This is a genomic window from Burkholderia sp. LMG 13014 (assembly GCF_905232215.1).
GTDB lineage: Bacteria > Pseudomonadota > Gammaproteobacteria > Burkholderiales > Burkholderiaceae > Burkholderia.
This window is the reverse complement of sequence record NZ_CAJNKE010000069.1, coordinates 1-18,983: the sequence shown is the minus strand read 5'-3', so window position 1 is coordinate 18,983 and position 18,983 is coordinate 1. Positions and strand designations below refer to the sequence as shown.

Here is an 18,983-nt window from a genome sequence, read left to right as displayed (position 1 = left end):
CGCGCTTCTGTCAAACTGACGCGCATGAAACCGCGCCTCGCCTCACCGCCTTCCTCCGATTCCGCGCCTGCACCCGCTGGCTTTCCCGACGCCGACGAACTGGCTGCGCTGCGTGCGTGGTACGCGGGCATGACCGTGCGCCAGGCCGTCGCGCGCTACCTGCCCGATCGTCTCGGCGAAGGGCGCTCGGCGCGCGGTGTGATCGGCGTCATCCGCCGCCGTCTCGTGCGCGTCGCGCGGCAGGCCGGCCGGCCCGATCTCGCGGAGCGGCTCGGTCATCCCGACGGTGAGCGTTTGCAGGAGGCGAAGGCTGCCGCCGAAGCGATCGGCCTGCTGCGTCATGCGCGCCCGCCGGTCCCGCAGATCAGCGACGACGTCGATCTGTGGCTACCCGCGCGTGCGGTCGTCGCGCTGCGTGCGCACGGGATCGCGACGCTCGCGGATCTCACGGTGCGGATTCCGCGCCGGCGCCAGTGGTGGCGCGCAATCGCGGGCCTCGGCGTGGCCAGCGCGCGGCACATCGAGGCATTTTTTGCCGCGCATCCGGACCTGACCGAACGGGCGCGCGCGCTGATCGCGGCGACGCCGCGCGGCAGCATCGTGCCGTGGGAGCAGTTGAAGCTGCCGCACGAGGTCGACGGCTCGGCCGGCACGTTCCGCGCGCCGCGCGCAACCAGCACGCTCGATGCGGACAACGATTACGCGGCCGTGCACGCGTGGCTGTCGCTGCACGAATCGGCCGCGACACGGCGTGCGTACCGGAAGGAGGCCGAGCGGCTGATCCTGTGGGCGATCGTCGAGCGCGGCCGCGCGCTGTCGTCGCTGACGACCGAGGATGCGGTCGCGTATCGCGCGTTCGTGCGGCGCCCGACACCGCACGAACGCTGGGTCGGGCCCGTGCGGCCACGCGGTGCGCCCGACTGGCGGCCGTTCTCGGGCGCGCTGTCCGCACGCTCCGCGGCGTACACGCTGTCGGTGCTCGGAGCGCTGTTCCGCTGGCTGATCGAGCAGCGCTACCTGCTCGCGAATCCGTTCGCGGGCGTCAAGGTGCGCGACACGCGCGGCGCGAACGCACTCGACACGTCGCATGCGTTCACCGAAGGCGAGTGGCTGCTCGTGCGCACGATCGCCGACGGGCTCGAGTTCCGCAAGGGCACGAAGGCTGCGCCGCAGTCCGGCTGGACGGCGGCCGCCGCGCAACGGCTGCGCTTCATTCTCGATTTCGGCTATGCGACCGGGCTGCGCGCGAGCGAGCTGGTCGGCGCGACGCTCGGCAACATCGAGACCGATGTGCACGGCGACGCGTGGCTGAAGGTGATCGGCAAGGGCAGCAAGGCCGCGCGTGTCGCACTGCCGCCGCTCGCGCGCACGGGGCTCGACCGTTTTCTGGTCGCACGCCGGCTGCCGGTCACGCCGTCGCGCTGGCGGCCCGACACGCCGCTGATCCCGAGCCTCGCGGAAGAGGGCGAGGCCGCGATCACGAGCGTGCGGCTGTGGAAGGTGATGCAGCGTTTCTTCGCGCAGACGGCCGATCAGGTCGATGCCGACAATCCCGCGCTCGCGCAGAAGCTGCGGCAGGCGAGCCCGCACTGGATGCGTCATACGCATGCGACGCATGCGCTGGCGCGCGGCGCGGAGTTGACGACCGTGCGCGACAACTTGCGACATGCGTCGATTTCCACGACGTCGATTTATCTGCATGGCGACGATGTGAAGCGGGCGCGGCAGATGTCGAGTGCGTTCGCGGCCGACAAATAACGGCGTCGTGCGGATCGGGCAGGGGCTGCCTGCGCGTCGTCAGGTCGCCTGTCGGCCTGCGTCCGGCTGTGCGAGGTGCTGCGCCGCGCGCGCCACGACCGCATGACGATCGGGCCGCACGCGCTCGAACAGCGCGGACACCGACGCGAGAATGTCCGGCGCGGCCCGCTCCGGACGCCCGCAGTCGAACGGCGGCTCGGGCGCATATTCGATACCGAGCTGCACCGCTTGCGCGTATTCCGAGCCGGCGATGTCGGCCATCAGCGACAGCGCCATGTCGATACCGGCGGTGACGCCGCCACCCGTGATGACCGGGCCGTCACGCACCACGCGGCCGGTGTCGACGATCGCGCCGAACGGCGGCAGCAGGTCGCGCCACGCCCAGTGGCAGGCGGCCCGCCGGCCGTGCAGCAAGCCGGCCGCGCCGAGCACCAGCGACCCGCTGCACACGGAGGTAACATAGCGGGCGCCCTGCGCGAGCCGGCGCACCTCGCGAACGAACGCGTCGTCGGCGATCGCGTCGATCACGCCGAGCCCGCCCGGCACGCAGACGAGATCGGCGTGTGCGATGTCGGCGAGCCGCTCGATCTCGGCGATAAGCAGGCCGCTGTCCGCGCGAATCGATCCGCCGCGCACCGAAGCCCGGTGAATCCGCGCGCCGGGCAGACGCCAGAACACTTCGTCCGGCCCGGTGAAATCGAGCTGCGTGACATGATCGAACAATGCGAATACGACGATGAACGGCGTGGTGGCCATCACGATTTCCCGAAGACATGAACGGCCTGTAGCATCGGGCCGCGCGCCGTCCGTCGCAATGTCATTTCTCCCGCACTTTCTGCCATGACCCATCGCGTCGCCATGCTCGTGTATCCCGGCTTCCAGTTGCTGGATGCCGCCGGGCCCGTTGCCGCGTTCGAGATGGCCGACTACGCGCGTGCGCCGTATTACGCGGTTCGCATCGTCGCGGTACAGCCGGGGCTGGTCCGCAGTTCGTCGGGCGTGAGCTGGCACGCCGAGCCGTTGCCGGACGCGGCGGACCTCGATACGTTGCTGGTCGCGGGCGGCGATGGCGTCGATGCCGCGATGGCAGACGACGCGACGTGCGCGTTCGTCCGGCGCTGCGCGGCGCGCGGCATCCGCGTGGCGAGTGTCTGTTCGGGCAGCCTGCTGCTGGCTGCGGCCGGCGTGCTGGACGGCCGGCTGGCGACGACGCACTGGGGCTGCGGCGAGCGCTTCGCGCAGGCGTTTCCGCAAGTGCGGCTGGCGCTCGACCGCATCTACGTGAACGACGGGCCGTTCTGGACGAGCGCCGGCATCACGGCCGGCATCGACCTGACGCTCGCGTTGATCGGCGAGGATCGCGGCGAGCGGCTGGCGCGCGCGGTCGCGAAACGGCTGGTCGTGTACTACCGGCGCCCCGGCGGGCAGTCGCAGTTTTCGGCGCTGATCGAACTCGACAGCGCGCAAGGGCGCTTCCAGCCGTTGCTCGACTACATTCGCCGCAATCTCGGCGCGCGCTTGCGCGTGAGCGACCTGGCCGAGCAGGCGTGCATGAGCCCGCGTCAGTTCGCGCGGGCGTTCCAGACGGAAACCGGCGTCACGCCGGCCAAGGCCGTCGAGAAACTGCGCGTGGAAGCCGCCCGCGCCGCGCTGGAAAGCGGTGCGGCATCGCTGCAGCGCGTGGCGAACGAGTGCGGGTTCGGCGATACGGAGAACATGCGGCGCAGTTTCCAGCGCTGGCTGGGCGTTGCGCCGTCCGCGCTGCGTTCGTAGACGGGGCACCGGCGCGATCGGCGACGGGCGCGACAGGTCGCGCCGCTTTCACCGGCCGCTCAATCGCCGGCAGGATCGCCATGCTCCGCCGCCACGCGCGCGAGCCATTCCGCATAACTCGATGCAACCCGTTCACGCTGCTCGTCGTCATGCCAGACCCGAATCACTTGCCCGACCGTGCCGCCTTCGGCGGGATCGAGGTCGACGCACAGATGATTGCCGCTGCCGTCGTGCGTGAACGGAATCCACTTGAGGTTGTACCAGTCGTCGCGGATGCCGGCAGGCGGATCGGACGTCATGTCGTCGAAGTCGCCGCCCGATACGAGTTTCTTCCAGATCGACCATTGCGCGACGATCTCGTGCGCGCTCAGCAATGCGTCGCTTTCGGCGAAGACGGCTGCCGGATCGGCCTGGCCATCGTGAAGCCGAAGGCTTTCGAGCAGGTCGTCCGGCAACGTCGTGCCTAGCGTGGCGTGCAATGTGGCGATCGCGTCCGCTGAGGCCGGCCCGTTGAGGCCGCCGGGAAGCTGCGTCGGATCGGCGGCGATCCAGTTTTCGATGTGTTGCCATGACTCGCGAACGACGGGGACGGTTGCGTTAGCAACCAATGTGCCGGTGCCGGTGGCGACTGCTTGCGGTGGTGGAGGCGGCGGCGCGTCCGTCGCCGTCTCCGTTGGCGTTACCTCGCCGGGACGCGGCGCTTCGTGGCCGGTGCCATCGAGCCGCACGAACAGGACGGGCGTACCGGCAGGCAGCACCGCTTCCCCGGCCGGGATCGCGACGAGCACATCGGCGTCGGTCACGGCGCGAATCGATCCTTCACCCTGGCCCGGCAGCAGGCTGACCCGCGATTCGCCGCGTTCCGCACCGTGCCGGATGCCCCAGCGCATCCCGTTGAGTTCGGCGTCCGGTTCGATATCGTGCGCGGTCAGCGCGGTTTCCCAGTGCGGCCCTGGCGACGCGACATGCTCCAGCGAATCGAGCACATACCGGACGATCGCATGCATCAACACCGCGACGCCGCTCGTATGGCCCGGCAGGTTGACCAGTACCGCCTGATCGTAGCTGACCTTCGCTTCCGACCGGTAGATGTAGCCGTTCGGCCTCGTATATTCCACCATCCACTTCTTCGGCGGCGAGCGGTTCTCACTGCGTCCGACGTTGAATACTCCACCGGGCGTCTGCTTGATCCGGATCGTGTCCCGGCTGTTCGGGTACGCCATCTGGCTGCTCAGGCCGCGAATCTGGAATGAATTGCCCGCGGGCAGCCCGGCGCCGACGATCAGGTCGTAGCGCCCGGCCAGTTCGGCCAGTTGTCGCCCGAACGCCTGGTCGTCGCGCCATGCCTCGGCCGACCACGGAACCGCGGAGGGCAGGGGAAGATACTCGATGGCAAGCACGTCATAACCCCATTGCCGCAGGATCGCGCGGACATACGGGCCGCACGAATCGTAGCGCTGCCACGATTCGCGCGCATGGCCAGGCGGCACCACCTCGTAGCCGGCGATCACGATGCCGATGCGCGGCCGCTTCGTGACGGCCACCTCGCGTACGCCCGCCGCAATGAGCGCGGCCTGCCGCGCCGGCGTAATCCGCAGCCCCTTCGCGAGCAGGACGTCGCCTTTCCGGTATTCGCTGCCGGCGGCGATCACGTGCTGGCCGGGCGCATACGGCGCGCGAAACCGCAGGTACGCGCCAACGTCCGCGCTGGCCCAGCGATGGGTGGACGTCGGCGCAATGGTGTCGGCGTGCTCCGGCATCGTCACGTAGGCCGGGATGCTGGCGGCGTGGCCGGACGCGAGCGCGCGTGCGGCCGGGCTGGCCGTTCGTGATGCCAGATAGCCCAGCGAGAGTGCACAGTCGAGATCGACGGGTTCGCGACGTGTCGCGCGAGCCGTGTCGGATGCGCGCAGTGCATAGCCATCGCACGCGGCAAGCGGAACGGCTGGCACATCGTCCGGAGCGATGACGTCGGTGGCGGTGACGCGCGACACGGCGTCGTCGATCGCGATCGTCTCGCTCAGCATCGCGCCCGGGACGAGTTGGCGGCAATAGTACTCATAGGCCTGCTTGAGCCACGCGGGGAAGGGGGCGGGTACGCTCATCGGGTTCCTTGTATCGACGCTTCGGGGCGCACGGCGATCCGGTCGGGTGGCCCGTGCCGCTCTCCCGGCACATCGGCGAAGCCAGTTTTTTGTGAAGCGTCATTGGACGATTCATCGAAACGTAATGTAACTGTCAGGGATGTCAGGGCGTGGCGGGCGTCGAAGGCCTGCCCGTGCCTGAATGCGCGTGCCTTCGACGCAGGGATGACGCGCCGCAGCGTATCTGCCAATCACGCGGAACGGTCTGGTGCACACTGCGGTCATAAACTTTTTGCAAGGAGCGGCAGATGGCATCGAGCCAAAGCACAGTCGATTTCATCGTCGAGCAGATGGCGGCGGCCGGTACGGTCTCGGCGCGCAAGATGTTCGGCGAATTCGGCATTTATTGCGACGGCAAGATGGCCGCGCTCGTCTGCGACGATCGGCTGTTTGTCAAACCGACGACCGAAGGCCGCGCGTTTCTCGGCACCTGCGAAGAAGGTTCGCCGTACCCGGGCGCGAAGCCGCACCTCGTCATCTCCGGCGAACGCTGGGACGATCGCGAATGGCTGTCGGCGCTGATCCGGATCACCGCCGCGCAGTTGCCGGTGCCGGTGAAGCGGAGCCGATAGCGGCCCTTTCGGGTGCAATGTTGCGCTGCGGCCAGGCGTATTCTGTGACACATGTGCGCGACCATCGCGCGCCAGGCGGGAGCACAAGAATGAAGACATCCGGACATCCGCGCGGCATGTGGCTGGCTCGCCGCGCGTGGCACGCGCTCGTCGCGGCCCTGTGCGTTGGCTGGAGCGCGCAGTCGTTCGGCGCGGACGATGCGGCGACGCTGCTCGACCGTTACCGCAGCCTCGGCCCGCAACTGAAGGACAACGCGTTTCACCGGCCGCTGGTCCTCGAATCGGCGGAAGCGTCGTCGTCGCTGAAGGGCGACATCTACGCGGTGGTCGATTATCCGTATGCGGTCGTGAGCAGCCAGCTCGACGAGCCTGCGCAGGGGCCTGCGAACTGGTGCGCGGTGCTGATCCTGCACTTGAACACGAAGTACTGTCATGCGTCGAGCGGCAGCAACGGCCCGGTGCTCGACGTGAACCTCGGCCGCAAGATCCAGCAGAAGCTGTCGGACACCTATCGCGTGCAGTTCCGCTATCGCGTGGCGGCCGCGACGCCCGACTATTTCCAGGTCGACCTGACCGCCGACAGCGGCCCGATGGGCACGAAGGACTACCGGATCGCGCTGGAAGCCGTGCCGGTCGGCGCGTCGCGCACGTTCCTGCATCTCACGTATTCGTATGGCTTCGGCACGGTCGGCCGCATGGCGATGAAGACCTACCTGGCGACCGTCGGCAGCGACAAGGTCGGCTTCACGACCGTCAGCGGCGCATCGGCCGCGCAGCCGCAGTACATCGGCGGCGTGCGCGGGCTGCTGGAGCGCAACACGATGCGTTATTACCTCGCGATCGACACGTATCTCGCGACGCTCGACAAGCCGCTCGACCAGCGCCTCGCGCGCTGGTTCGATGCGACCGAGCAGTATCCGCAGCAACTGCATGAGGTCGAGCGCGGCGCATATATGCAGATGAAAGCGCAGGAGGTGCAGCGGCAGCAGGCGGTGCGGTAAGCAATGTGCATGCGTGATGGCGTGCAGCAAGCGGACAGCCTCGTGTACGGCGCCCACGTGGCTGGAGTGACGTGAAAGAATCCTTGGGCGCGAGTTGCGGACACAATTCGGCACTGTTTTGTCTGGAGCGTGTCGGGGTCGATTATTCGCAATCACCATCCGGAAATCACGTAATGCTTCGCGCGCTATCTGTTTGTCCGTGTGACTAGGCAGAATCAGCGAATTCGACGGAAGAGTGTCTTGTCGCGCTTCCGCGTGACTGTGGAATAAGATCCTGTCGTGATCGAACGAAGGGGACTAAGGGCGACGAGGGCGCAACGGCTTAGGGAACCTGTCCGGATCTGTTCGAATCACGCTTGGCGTAACCGCCGAAGGTCACGTTCAAAAAATAATCACGAAATTCGCATCGGGGAAATCATATGGGAGCAATAGGAAACAGCCTGGTCGGTATAGGTGTGCTTGCATCGCTGATCGGTATTGGCGGTTTTGTAGACACGCGCAAGGTAGATCGAAGATTCAAGACCGGCTATAAGAACAACGAGCCGGATTCTAGAAATTTTGTCCGGTCGGGCAAGATTTTGTTATGTGGTATTGGTCTATTTGTATTCGGACTAGTGGTTAACCGCATATCGGATTCGGACGTGCCAGCGACCGGAAACGACGTGACGCACGAAGTCCGGGCAGCGGGGGATTTTCCCACCGCAGATTCAGCTAAACCAACAAACGAGAATGTGCTGTCGGAGGTGCATGCATCAGCTGAACCGGCATCGAGTGTGTCCAAGTCTGAGCGTCCGTCATTCGAAATATCCGAGCAGAACAGCGGCGCCTCCGAAGCGCCGGCCGATCGTGCCGTGCAAACACGTACTTTTGCGACCAGTTTCGACTGCTCACGAGCATCGCACGATGACGAAGCGGCTGTCTGTCATGATCCGGGTTTGGCCGCAATGGACCAGCGGTTGGCTCAGCTGTATGCGGCTGCATTGCAAACCGTCTCGGATCCGGAGGCTCTCCGGCAATCCGAGTCAGACTGGATCGCCACCCGACATCAATGTGGCAAGGACCTTGATTGCTTGCGTCGCGTATACGGCGAGAGAATTGGTCAATTCGTGGGATCGGTAGGTTCGAAGCCTTTGCTTCCCGAGGACGGGAAATAGATTCGCTTCGGCGCGGAAGGCCCAGGCGCGCGGTGAACGCCGCGCCCGGAACACTTACTTCAGTGTGCGCACGACTGTTTCCATGCCGGGCGTATGGTCCAGTTCGGCCACCACCTTGAGCGGTACCTCGCCCACCCCCATTGCCCGTTCGATCAGCAAGTCGTCGCCATGTTGGGCCAGCAACGCCTGCAACCGGCCGAACTCGCCACACCAGAGCGTTTCGACATCCTTGTCGCGGGCAACGTCGCGATTCGCGACGAGGGAGACGGCCCGAACCTGCAGGCGACCGGCCTGAGCCTGACCGCCGACTTCGACACCATAATCCGGCAGCGAAGGTTTCTTGACGACGACCCGGCCGTCCTTCGCCCATGCGGTGGCCATACCCTCATGCACTTCGTAGCCGAGTCGCGCCAGGCCGCTCAGGATCGCGTTGCGCCGAGCCTCCGCTGCCTGTTGCTGTCGCACCTGCGCGATCAGGTCCTGCCCGGCTCGGGTCAACTCGGCCACGACGTCCGGCGAGGTGGCGATATCGCACTGTCGAGCGCGTTCGACAAAATTCGCCGCGTCTGCCGTGTGGCAAGCCCGAATCTCCGCCGTCAGTTCTTCCAGTGCCGCGATCGCCGCGCGCCGTGCGCGGGCGGCCTCGATGGCACTCGACAGGTCGAGGATCAGGCTGTCGAGCAACAGGCTCTTGCGCGCGTCGTTCACCTCGTCTTCGAGCGCATCCAGTCTCGACGAGAACCCGGCAACGGCTTGCGAATCCAGAAATACCCGTGCCTCACCGATCTGTCGATCGAGACGGTCGATGGAAGGATCACGAGACGCCGCCCGTTGCGCGGCTTTCCAGGTCTCGAAGTCCGCCGATGCTTCGGCGGGCATCAGGCGATTCGCCAGCGCCCGTTGCGCATCGTTGAGTGTGCGTCCCACAGCCGGCGTCAGCAGGGCGAACCCTTGCGCGAGCAGCGCATCGGCATGCTCGAGCAGGTCGCCCGAGCGCAGGCGATCGAGCTGGCCATGAAGCTCGGCTGGAATCTCGATCCCTTTCGCTTCCAGTGCGCCGAGCAAGGTCGCCGCGCTGTGCCGTCCTTGCCGCCTGCGTTTCGCTGCCTGCTCGGCCTGCTCGACTGCCACCTGTTGACGCCGGACGAGATCCGCCTTCAGGAAAGCAATCTCGTCGGGCACTTTCTTCTGCAAATCCACGAACGCGTCGGCGGCGATCAATGCGCCCAGCGCTTCACGCCGAGCCCGGGTCGCCGCGATCTCATCGTCCGACAGCACGCCGGTACGTCGGCCTTCGGCAATCCAGGTGGCGATGGCCTGGTCGAGGCGCTGCAGATGTCCTTCGCAGATCGCGACGATTTCCTCGCGTGTCACGATCCGGACGACTTTCGGGCCGCTCATGCCATCACCTCCTGGTTCAGCGCCTGCGCGACGGCGGCTTTCAGGCGAGCCTTCTCTGTCTCCGGTGCGTGGTACCAGGCTTGCGACGACACGCGATGCAGTATCGGAATGGCGCGTCCCAGCACGGACGGCCGCCAGATTTCCCGGGCACGCGCATGTTCGAGCAACGGATGACGCGGTGCATCGCATTCGATGCCGATCGCATAAAGGCCGGTTTCCGGATTGGCGATCGCAAAATCAAGCCCGAAGGCGTCGCCTTCCTGTGCGGGGACCGGTGACAGGCCGAGCGCCTGCAGATAAGCCAGCACATCTTCCGCGAAACCGTCGACGGCACCCGTCTGCCGCAACTTCGCATGTGCCCGTTCGCTGCTCATGCGGCCAAGCAATGCGCGGCCGGCGGGCAGTTCACCGTTCGACATGGCACGTGCGTATTCCATATAGCCCTGAAGATAATCGCGCGGAATCGCCGGCTTGCGCTGCGTCGTGAGCATGTCGGAGATCTCGCGGATCGGCATCGACGTGATGAGCACGACTTTATGGCGGGCACGCGTCACGGCCACGTTGAGACGCCGTTCGCCGCCGCTCTGGCCCAGCACGCCAAACAAGCGCCGGAAGGTGCCCTGGCCGTTGCGCCCGAAGGTCGTGGAGAAGACGATGATGTCGCGTTCGTCGCCCTGGACATTCTCGACGTTCTTCACGAAGACGGCCATGTCCTCGCCGCGATCGGTTCGCTCGAGTTCCTCGCGATACGCGTCGCGGAATGCTTCATCCTCTTCCGCGCGCTGCTCCAGGCGCTCCAGGATGAGGTCGGCCTGCTTGCGGTTGAACGTGACCACGCCGACGGACGGGCGCTGTGCGTAAGGCTGTTGCCACAGTTGCGCCAGATAGGCGACCACGCGATCCGCTTCGTCGCTGTTGGTCTGCTGTTCGTAAAGACCGTTCACCTGGATGAGTTCGAGCGGTTTCACCTCGCGCACCGTGGCATCCGGGTGACGGACCGGCACACTGAGGTTGTTCTCGTAGAACGCGGCGTTTGAATAGCCGATCAGCTCCCGATAGGCCGAACGATAGTGGATCTGCAGCGTCGACACGGGCAGTGCGCTCCGTGCCAGTTGCAGCACGTCAGGGCAGTCCTTGATTTCGCGTCGGTTCCAGGTGTCCTCGAAGCGCTCGCGTTCGTCTTCCGTCGCGCCCTCGTCAGGTTGCTCGCCGTCGAAGATGTCGGTCTCGTCGCTTTCCGCCCGGCTCGAAAAGAACGCCGTCGGCGGCATTTGCTTCTCGTCGCCGCTGACGATCGACAGGTTGCCGCGGAACAGCGTCGGAATCGCGTATTCCACCGGCATCTGCGAGGCCTCGTCGTAGACGACGGAATCGAACAGCCCCGATTTCAGCGGCAGTACGCGGCTCGCGACGTCGGGGTTCATCAGCCAGACGGGCCGCAGCGCCATCAGGCCCAGCCCCGTACCGAGTTCGATGAATTCGCGCAGGCGCCGGGAGCGCCGGCCGGTCAAACGCGTCACGTCCTCCCAATCGCGCACCGAACCCAGTCGGCCGTGGTCGATGCCGTTGCGAAGCATCTCGCGGTTCAGGCGCCGCATTTCCGCGTCGGCGGCCGCGAGTGCGTCGATCTTGGCGGCCGTTTCGCTCTGGTCGAGCAGCAGCTCGGGATGGTCCTGCTCCATGCGCCGCTTCCAACCGAGCCGCGCCTCGCGGTTGATCATGCGCCGCACGGCGTCGTCGAGGTGCTCTGGTGGCACGCGCGTCAGCGCGTCTTCGTGGTCGCGCATGATCGCAAACACGTCGAGTGCGTCGGCGCTGACATGCCGTGCCCGGGTGCGGAATTGCTGATACGCGGCCAGCGTCGGCAACGCATCGCCGATTCGGTTCAACGGCGCCTGATAACTGATGTTGTCAGCGATGGCCTGCCGACAGGCGGTCACGAGTTCTGCCGAGAGCCACTCATCGAGCAGCCTCAGCGCCCGAAGGCTATGCTGGCGCGCGTTGTGCCGCACGAACGCGGTCTCGAAACCGTCGAGCAACTGTTCGACGGGTGCCCGATCACCGGTCATCACGGCCGAGTCGAACTCGTCGCCGCGTGGCGCGATCGCCAGATGCTGCGCGAGTTCGCGGATTTCTTCGAGCTGGCGCAGGCGGGTCAGGCAGGCATCGGCGAGCGCCGGCCCGCAGGCCGGCTCGACCGTCTCGAGGTGCAATGCCCGGCTGATCGTGTTCAAGGTGTCGCGCAGCGGCCGCCAGATCTTTTCGAGCCGGGTGGCGGCCAGTAGCTTGCGGAGCGTCTCGTCGGTCGCGGGCGCGCCGCAGCCGGTGACGAACTTCATCAGGCGGCCACGCCGCAGATACGTGACCGGGTTCAGGCGGCGCAAGAGAGACGGGGCGCGAGTCGCCAACGTCGCCTGGGCCTCGAGCTTGCGGAGCGCGGGATCCGGCAGGTGTGCAACGGCAGCCGACAGCACCGCATCGAAGCCGCTGGTCTCGACGGCCAACAGATCGCGATGCAGGGTGCCGAGTGCCGCGTAATACCGATGGCCTTCCGCATCGGCATTGCCGGCCGGTCGGAACAAGGGCAGCCATTGAGCCAGCCGTTTGCGTTGCGTCTCGTCCAGCGCGACGAGGCGACCGGCGTTCGCATCGAGCCAGGCCCGATACGGGGCGGGGTCGTCGACATCGAAGCGCGCGGGATGCGCGGCGAGCGTCTCGATCCGCAGGCGCTCCGCGTCGCGGAAATCCGCGAAGATCGCATTGAACGCGTCGAGCGTGGCGGCGTCGGTCGCGAACGATTTCAATTGCGCCAATGGGCTGCCCTCGAACTTCGACGGTAGCCAGTAGCGGGCGAGCGGTGCGCAGTGTTCTTCCAGCGTAGTCAGTGCCGAAATATCCAGCGTGGCAAGGCGGGTACGCAACTGCGGCACGCTGACCGGCGGCGCGCCGGCTTCGAGCCGGATCAGTTCGCCGAGCAGCGCCCGATAGCTGAGGCCGGTCGATTCGTCGACGTGATGCAGCGCGGCATGCTGGCGGTCGAGTTCGCCCTCGAGGGCCTCGATTCTCGCGGCCATGCGTTCACGCTGGCGTATCGCGCCGTGGTCGAACACGGTGCCGCGAAAAATCGCATCCAGTTGCTCGCGGACGGCTCGAATCGTCGGCTCGCGGTCCTTGTTGACGTCGTTGAGCATCACGATGCGATCGCCCAGGCCTTCCGCGACGAGACGCTTGCGAACGACTTCCAGCGCGGCATGCTTCTGGCAGACGATCAGCAGGCTGCGGCCTTGTCCGATCGCGTCGGCGACCATGTTGACGATCGTCTGGCTCTTGCCGGTACCGGGCGGCCCTTCGACCAGCAATCCGGGGCCCTGACGCGCCTGCAGGATCGCCGCTTCCTGCGACGGATCGCTTGCCACCGTCAGGAATCGGTCGAGCTCGGTCGACGTGGCCTCGGACGCATCGTAGTCGGATTTGTCCTTGAGCCGCAGCATCGATTCGAGCGCCGTGCCGGAAGGCGACAATTGCTTGAGCTGGCGCAGATCCTCGCCGATGGCCTGGCCGGCGAAGTCGACGTGAAACAGCACGCCGGCACAGGCGAGGCGCGTCGCGCCGGCGGGTACGTCGAGGGTCGGCAACGGCAGCGCACCGAGTTTGCGGCTTTCCACGTCGGCCAGCAGGCCGAACGCATCGACCACGTCGGCCGCTTTCAACGCGGAACGTCCGAGCACCTCGTCGGCTGCGACACGCCACGCCTTGACGGCCTCGCGTCCCAGCAGGCCCTCGAGTGCCGGATTCAGGCGAACCTCCTCGCGCTCGCCGTCGAAAGCCATTGCCACCTGGCGTCGCGTGCCGAGCTCCATCAGCAATTTGACCGGCCACAACAGGACGGGGGCGATGCGCGGGCGCGTCGTGCTGCGATGATCCTTGTAAAGCAGGAACGGGAAGCCGAGATAGAGGCCGTCGATGCCGGTATCCCGCTTGTAGAGCGAGGTCTGCCGGTACAGCGTGTTCAACCGGCCTTCGAGCGTTCCGCCGGCACCGAATACGGCCGGGTCCACCGATACCGTCTGGACATTGCGCTGGAGCAGATGGTCGAGCAGCGCGGTGCTGGCGAATCGCTCGCCGTTCAGTTCGTGAAGATCGACCCGCCCCGTGGTCTTGCCGATGGTCATCCGTACCAGCGGACCGCGCAATACGGTCGTGGCGACTTTTTTCTCGAAGAAGTCGAGGATCTGCGACACGTATTGCTGTTTCTGCGGCTCCAGCCACTGCTCGGCGGGCACCGACAACAGAACGACCACTTCGTGCAGCGGCAAGCGACGTTCCAGCCGGAACTGCTCCGCCCATTCGTCGACTGTCGGGTTTCCGGTTCGCGCGAATCCGGCGATGCGCTCGTCGACGGCATGGAACAGGTCGACGCGCGGCAGCGCAAGCGCGATCCGGGCAGCCTGGCGATCGAAGACCAGAATCTGCTCTCGCTCCGCGAGGGTCGCCGCCTGGTCGAGGATCTCGTCGACCGAGCGAAACTGCGAAATGGCCGCGCTCAGCAGAACGATCAGGTCTTCCTCACTGAGGATGCGGCGTTCCGACAGCGACAGCAGGCCGTGATGATCGGAGTCCGGCAACAACAGGCGCCGCTCTTCCCATTGCGCGGCCAATTGGGCGCGCGACGTGGAAAGCAGCGCGATGCGCACCAGGTCCTCGTTCAGTTCGATGCCCAGTTGCGCGGCCCGGTGTCGCACTTCGTCGGCTCGAGCGCGTAGCCTGGACAGCCAGCTTTCCGTGCCCAGCCGCGCCAGGAATGTCGGCACCGGCCCGGTGACCAGGTCGTAACCTTCCAACGGGTTGTGCAGCAACCAGCCGGGCGTGACGATGTCGCCGCGCAGAATGAGCGGCATGTCGGGATTCAACAGCTTGAGCGCGATCATCAGGCGGCCATCGTCATCGACGCCGTCGAGTTGCGCGACCTGACGCAGGCCGGCCAGCACTTTCGCGCCGGCACCGGCTTGTTCCGCCCATGTCAGGACAACGCCGCGATTGAGGTGATCGCGCGCCGCTTCCCAGTTCTCGCGATCCGCCGCGGCGAGCGCGAAGATCGCCGGCTTGCGATATTGCCGGGCGCCCAAGGCGATGCTGGCGCCTTCGTCGCCATCGGCATCGATCGTTGCTGCCGACGGCGCATCGACCGGTTTGCCGTCCAGCCAGGCCTTGACTTGCGGCCACTGCCAGCGTTGATGCCGGTCACGCGCGAGCAGGCCTCGCAGCAACAGGTGAAGCGAGGGATCCAGATCGTCCGGCAACGTGACGCCGTTGGCCAGCACGTGAATCAGAAATGCGCGCGGGTTGATGCCCTCGAAGCAGCGGCCGTCGGTCAGCTGCTCGAGCAGGATCATGCCGAGGCTCCACCAGTCCGATGCCGCGGCGACACCGCCTGCAATGGCCTCGGGCGCCATATAGCGCGTCGTTTCGAGCGGCGAGACGATATCGAGATCGAATTCGGACAGCCGTGCCGAACCGAAGCCGCTGATGACGAGATCCAGCGGTTCGCGGCTGCGCACCAGCAGCGTGCCGGGCCGCAGGTCCCGATGCCGCAGCCCCACGTCCGAAAACGCCTGCAGTGCCTGGCCCAGTTCATCGACCACCCGGCGGATCGTCGCGCGATCGCGTACGGCCATGCCGAGATCCGCCAGCGTCCCACCACTCATCTCCTCGGCGACTTCGTACGCTCGTTGATCCCAGCGTCCGGTAGCGATGATCTCCGGTACGTGCTCGCGCGGCAGGCGGCGCACCACGTCGTAGACTGCCGGGTCCGGTTCCGCGCCCGGTCGATACAGCGTCAGCACGGCCTGCCTGCCGGTCGCGTCCTGCTGGGCCACGTAGCGTTCGCGCACGCCGTCCGTGCTGGAAATCTGACGCAACAACCGCCAGCCGTCGATCCGCGTTTCTTCGATGGGCGGCGGCGGCGCGTCCTCCGCCGAGCTGCCGGCAGGAACCTCGGTGCCGGAGCCGAGCCGCTGCGCGTCGGCGGGCGCGGCCGGATCCGCGCCGCATTCGAGGCACATGAGGTCGCCGTCGTTCATCGGATGGCCGTTCGTACACGACAACGAGGGCGGCACGGCGGATCCGGTTGCGTCCGCAACCACTTGCTGGCTGACCGTCTCGACCGTGACGACATCCTGGGGGCGCCAGCCGTTCGCCCGGATCGGTACGCCTGACAAGTCCCAGTTGCAAACGGCATCGCCGACCGTGCCGGCACAGTACCACTCGTCCACCGACCGCTCGGTTCGGCAATTCGGGCAAAAACGCATCATGGCTGACATTTCCTGTCTTATCTGTTTCTCGCCTTGTCGGCACTGATCCGGACGTGATGCCCCTGATCGGTCAATAGGTCTCTCAATCGATGAAAATCGTCCCGGCCCGGTATCCCCGCGAACCAGACGCTACCGTCCTCGTCGAACATGACGTCCAGGGCCTTGCCGGTGTGCCGTGGCGCGCCCTCGTACTGCGCAAAACGCGCGTGGCCGAGTGCCGTCAGGCAATGCAATCGCTGGTTGTCGCTGCCGCGCAGCGCGCGTGTCTGCGGCGCGTCGATGTCGAACGGATCGGAGATCAGCGCATCGATCAGGCCGTCGGCGCGTGCCAGCGTATCGGCCAGCGATTCGATCGGGTGGCCGCTGTAGACGAGGATGTCGCCTGCCGACAGTTGCCGCAGGCCATGCAGGAGCGCAATCAGCGCGTCGGGCTGATCGAACGGCTCGCCGCCCGAGATCGTGATGCCGGTGGCGTCGGGCAGCCAGGCTCGGACCTGCGCCAAGAGGGCATCGAAAGTGGTTTCGCCCCCGGCGTGTGCCCAGGTATCCATCGAAATACAGCCCGGGCATCGGATCGTGCAACCTTGAAACCAGATACCGATCCGCTGCCCCGGCCCGAGCGTCGTCACGGGAAAGTGCAGGCGCGAAACACGGATGTCCATGGCCTACTGCTTTTGCAACTGGAACGAACCCGAGTCGATGCCCGAGATGACGAATCGATCGCCGGCGGCCGCATCCTGATCGAACAGGCCGCGTGCCAGCGGGTTGAGCAGATGCGCTTCGATCTGGTTTCGGATGCCGCGGCCGCCGTTGGATAGATCACCGAGGCATTGCGCCTGCAGCGCGATCCTGGAACCGGCGTCCAGGTCGACGGCGATACCCTGGGAGGCGACGTCGTCGAGCACGGCACGAACCATCTGCTCGAAGATTTCCGTCGCGACATCCTCGCGGATGAAGTCGAAGACGATGATGTTTTCGCCGATGCGGTTCAGGATTTCGGGCCGGTTCAGGACCAGCTTGAAATGCCGCTGGATTTCCCCGAGCACCTTCTTCTGGATTTCCGCAAAGTCGTTGCCTGGCTGGATATTCGCCACGCGCTGACCCGATTCGTCCTGACGGTAAATGCCGAGGTTCGACGTGAAAACGATCAACGCTTCGGAAAAGTACACGCGGTCGCCGCGCCCTGACGTCAGCACGCCGTCATCGAGGATTTGCAGAAACTTGTCGAGAATGCGCGGATGCGCTTTTTCGATTTCGTCGAAGAGCACCACGCTGAACGGGCGTTCGCGAATCGCATTCGTCAATTCTCCGCCGACGTCGTAGCCGACGTAGCCGGGCGGCGCGCCGATGAGGCGCTGGTCGGCATGTTCCGCGCTGAATTCCGACATGTCGAAGCGGATGTAGGCGCTCTCGTCACCGAACAGCAGGCTCGTGATCGTCTTGGCGAGTTCGGTTTTCCCGACACCGGTCGGGCCGGCGAGGAAGGCGACACCGCGCGGCCGGTTGCCTTTCCGCTGAGAACCCACCCCCGTCATGGCGCGCTTGACGAGATCGAGCATGTGCGTCACCGCGTGCGCTTGCCCTTTGACCCGGCGGCGAATGAACGCGTCGGCGTGACGGATCTTGTCGCGGTCGATTTGCTGCCACGGATCCTCGGTGACGCCCACTTTATAACGCCGCACGGCGTCGGCAATTTTATCGAGGGGCACCTGCTCGACGCGGGCGAGCGTGGCGATCGCATTCATGTCGGCGAGCAGCAATCCCTCGGACCCGTCGACGAAGGCGGATGCCGCCTCGGCAAGACGATCCGGCGTAGCGGCCTGGGCACCGGGTACGCCGCGCAGCAATGCACCGGCCAACGCCCGACGGGCGGCGCTGTCGGGTTTCGACACGGGAATATGCCGGATGCGCGGATTGTCGATCAGCAACCAGTCCGGCAGATCGCCTTCCTTGTCGACGATCCAGATCACGGTATTGAAAAACGGACGTCGCAGTTCTCCGGCGGGGCGGGGGGCGGCCGTATGCGCCAGCACCAGTGCGCGCGTGAACAGCGTGTGCTCGGCGGGGGTCAGCGTTTCGGCGCGAATCGCCAGTCGAGAAGCAAAATCGACGACGAGGGCAATCGGCGGGCCGGGCAGCGCGACCAGACGTTCAACGCATGCGGTGAGCGCATCGATGCCGCCCGGTGCCGTGCCATCGGCCGGTGTCAGGCCGAGACGTCGCAGGGTTTCATCGGCAGGCTCCGTGGGCGACACCCGGCTGTCGGGCACCGTGAAGCCTGAAATCGGATTCCAGACGACAAGCTGCGCGTAACCCGCCTCGCGGAGATTGTCGCCGAGCGTATTCACCAGCGACTGCGCCGTCACCACTTCGGGGGCAACTTCACATGCCTGTAAATCGCGGACGTTTCCCGAGAGCACGAACTGGCTTTTCAACGGGAGGAAACGCAGCAGATCCCGTAACCATCTGGGTTTGACGTAGGCAGGCATGTCGTGATGGCGCGCAAAGAAAGCGAAAGCAAAACGTTATCATAGCCGCCCGACCGATATATACCGAATGAATAGGGCTACCGGAAACGAGTCGATAGATTTATAGGCGTCGAGCAATGAATCTCGACGGCCCTGTTCATTTCCCGGTTTAGCCCAGCAACCCCGCGACGACGTCGACGATCCGCTGCAGCAGCGCTTCGTCGTAAGGCAGCCACGGCACCGCGCGCAGTGGCGACGGCGGCGGCTCGATCGCGGTGTCGACGGGTTCGCCGTCGCGCGTCACGCGCCCGGTCGCGCAATGCACCGACCACGCGCCGACGCGCACATGGCGTTCGTCGAGCGTCATCCTGCCTTGCGCGATCGGTTCGGCGAACACCAGC

Annotated in this window: 11 protein-coding genes and 1 pseudogene; 5 read left to right on the top strand and 7 right to left on the bottom strand. The window is 66.0% G+C overall.

Going from position 1 to position 18,983, the window contains the following annotated elements; genetic code table 11:
- Positions 1-24 precede the first annotated feature (24 nt).
- On the top strand, positions 25-1,758 hold the full coding sequence (locus JYJ84_RS11200) for a site-specific integrase (protein ID WP_122950516.1): 1,734 nt from the start codon (positions 25-27) through the stop codon (positions 1,756-1,758).
- Positions 1,759-1,797: 39 nt separating this feature from the next.
- On the opposite strand, the gene JYJ84_RS11195 is transcribed toward JYJ84_RS11200, so the two are convergent.
- Positions 1,798-2,514 carry a DJ-1/PfpI family protein gene (locus JYJ84_RS11195; RefSeq protein WP_122950517.1) on the bottom strand — a complete coding sequence of 239 codons (717 nt, stop codon included), beginning with the start codon at positions 2,512-2,514 and terminating at the stop codon, positions 1,798-1,800.
- Between the two features lie 84 nt (positions 2,515-2,598).
- Here JYJ84_RS11195 and JYJ84_RS11190 point away from each other — a divergent pair, with 84 nt between their 5' ends.
- Positions 2,599-3,531 carry a GlxA family transcriptional regulator gene (locus tag JYJ84_RS11190; protein ID WP_122950518.1) on the top strand — a complete coding sequence of 311 codons (933 nt, stop codon included), beginning with the start codon at positions 2,599-2,601 and terminating at the stop codon, positions 3,529-3,531.
- A gap of 59 nt (positions 3,532-3,590) precedes the next feature.
- On the opposite strand, the gene JYJ84_RS11185 is transcribed toward JYJ84_RS11190, so the two are convergent.
- Positions 3,591-5,636, bottom strand: coding sequence for an SMI1/KNR4 family protein (locus tag JYJ84_RS11185; RefSeq protein ID WP_175220662.1), 2,046 nt, complete (start codon positions 5,634-5,636; stop codon positions 3,591-3,593).
- A gap of 287 nt (positions 5,637-5,923) precedes the next feature.
- On the opposite strand from JYJ84_RS11185, the gene JYJ84_RS11180 reads away from it, so the two are divergent.
- The 3 genes from JYJ84_RS11180 to JYJ84_RS11170 all read left to right on the top strand — a co-directional run bounded on the left by JYJ84_RS11180 (position 5,924) and on the right by JYJ84_RS11170 (position 8,402).
- A complete protein-coding gene (locus JYJ84_RS11180) occupies positions 5,924-6,247 on the top strand; it encodes a TfoX/Sxy family protein (RefSeq protein ID WP_122950520.1) in 324 nt (107 codons plus the stop codon).
- Between the two features lie 89 nt (positions 6,248-6,336).
- Positions 6,337-7,248: a hypothetical protein gene (locus JYJ84_RS11175; protein WP_122950521.1), complete on the top strand. Its 912-nt coding sequence runs from the start codon at positions 6,337-6,339 to the stop codon at positions 7,246-7,248.
- A gap of 419 nt (positions 7,249-7,667) precedes the next feature.
- Positions 7,668-8,402 carry a lysozyme inhibitor LprI family protein gene (locus JYJ84_RS11170; RefSeq protein ID WP_122950522.1) on the top strand — a complete coding sequence of 245 codons (735 nt, stop codon included), beginning with the start codon at positions 7,668-7,670 and terminating at the stop codon, positions 8,400-8,402.
- Between the two features lie 54 nt (positions 8,403-8,456).
- On the opposite strand, the gene JYJ84_RS11165 is transcribed toward JYJ84_RS11170, so the two are convergent.
- The 5 genes and pseudogenes from JYJ84_RS11165 to JYJ84_RS11145 form a co-directional block, all read right to left on the bottom strand.
- The gene (locus JYJ84_RS11165; RefSeq protein ID WP_175220660.1) at positions 8,457-9,803 is read right to left on the bottom strand and encodes a hypothetical protein; all 1,347 of its coding nucleotides are present in this window, start codon (positions 9,801-9,803) and stop codon (positions 8,457-8,459) included.
- A complete protein-coding gene (locus tag JYJ84_RS11160; RefSeq protein ID WP_175220658.1) occupies positions 9,800-16,114 on the bottom strand; it encodes an AAA domain-containing protein in 6,315 nt (2,104 codons plus the stop codon). The genes JYJ84_RS11165 and JYJ84_RS11160 overlap by 4 nt, the downstream gene beginning before the upstream one ends.
- Before the next feature lie 17 nt (positions 16,115-16,131).
- Positions 16,132-16,776: a 4Fe-4S single cluster domain-containing protein gene (locus JYJ84_RS11155; protein WP_175220656.1), complete on the bottom strand. Its 645-nt coding sequence runs from the start codon at positions 16,774-16,776 to the stop codon at positions 16,132-16,134.
- Positions 16,777-16,779: 3 nt separating this feature from the next.
- Complete coding sequence (locus tag JYJ84_RS11150; RefSeq protein ID WP_175220654.1) at positions 16,780-18,603, bottom strand: AAA family ATPase; 1,824 nt, start codon at positions 18,601-18,603, stop codon at positions 16,780-16,782.
- Positions 18,604-18,751: 148 nt separating this feature from the next.
- Positions 18,752-18,983: pseudogene (locus JYJ84_RS11145) on the bottom strand (hypothetical protein); the annotation flags it as partial.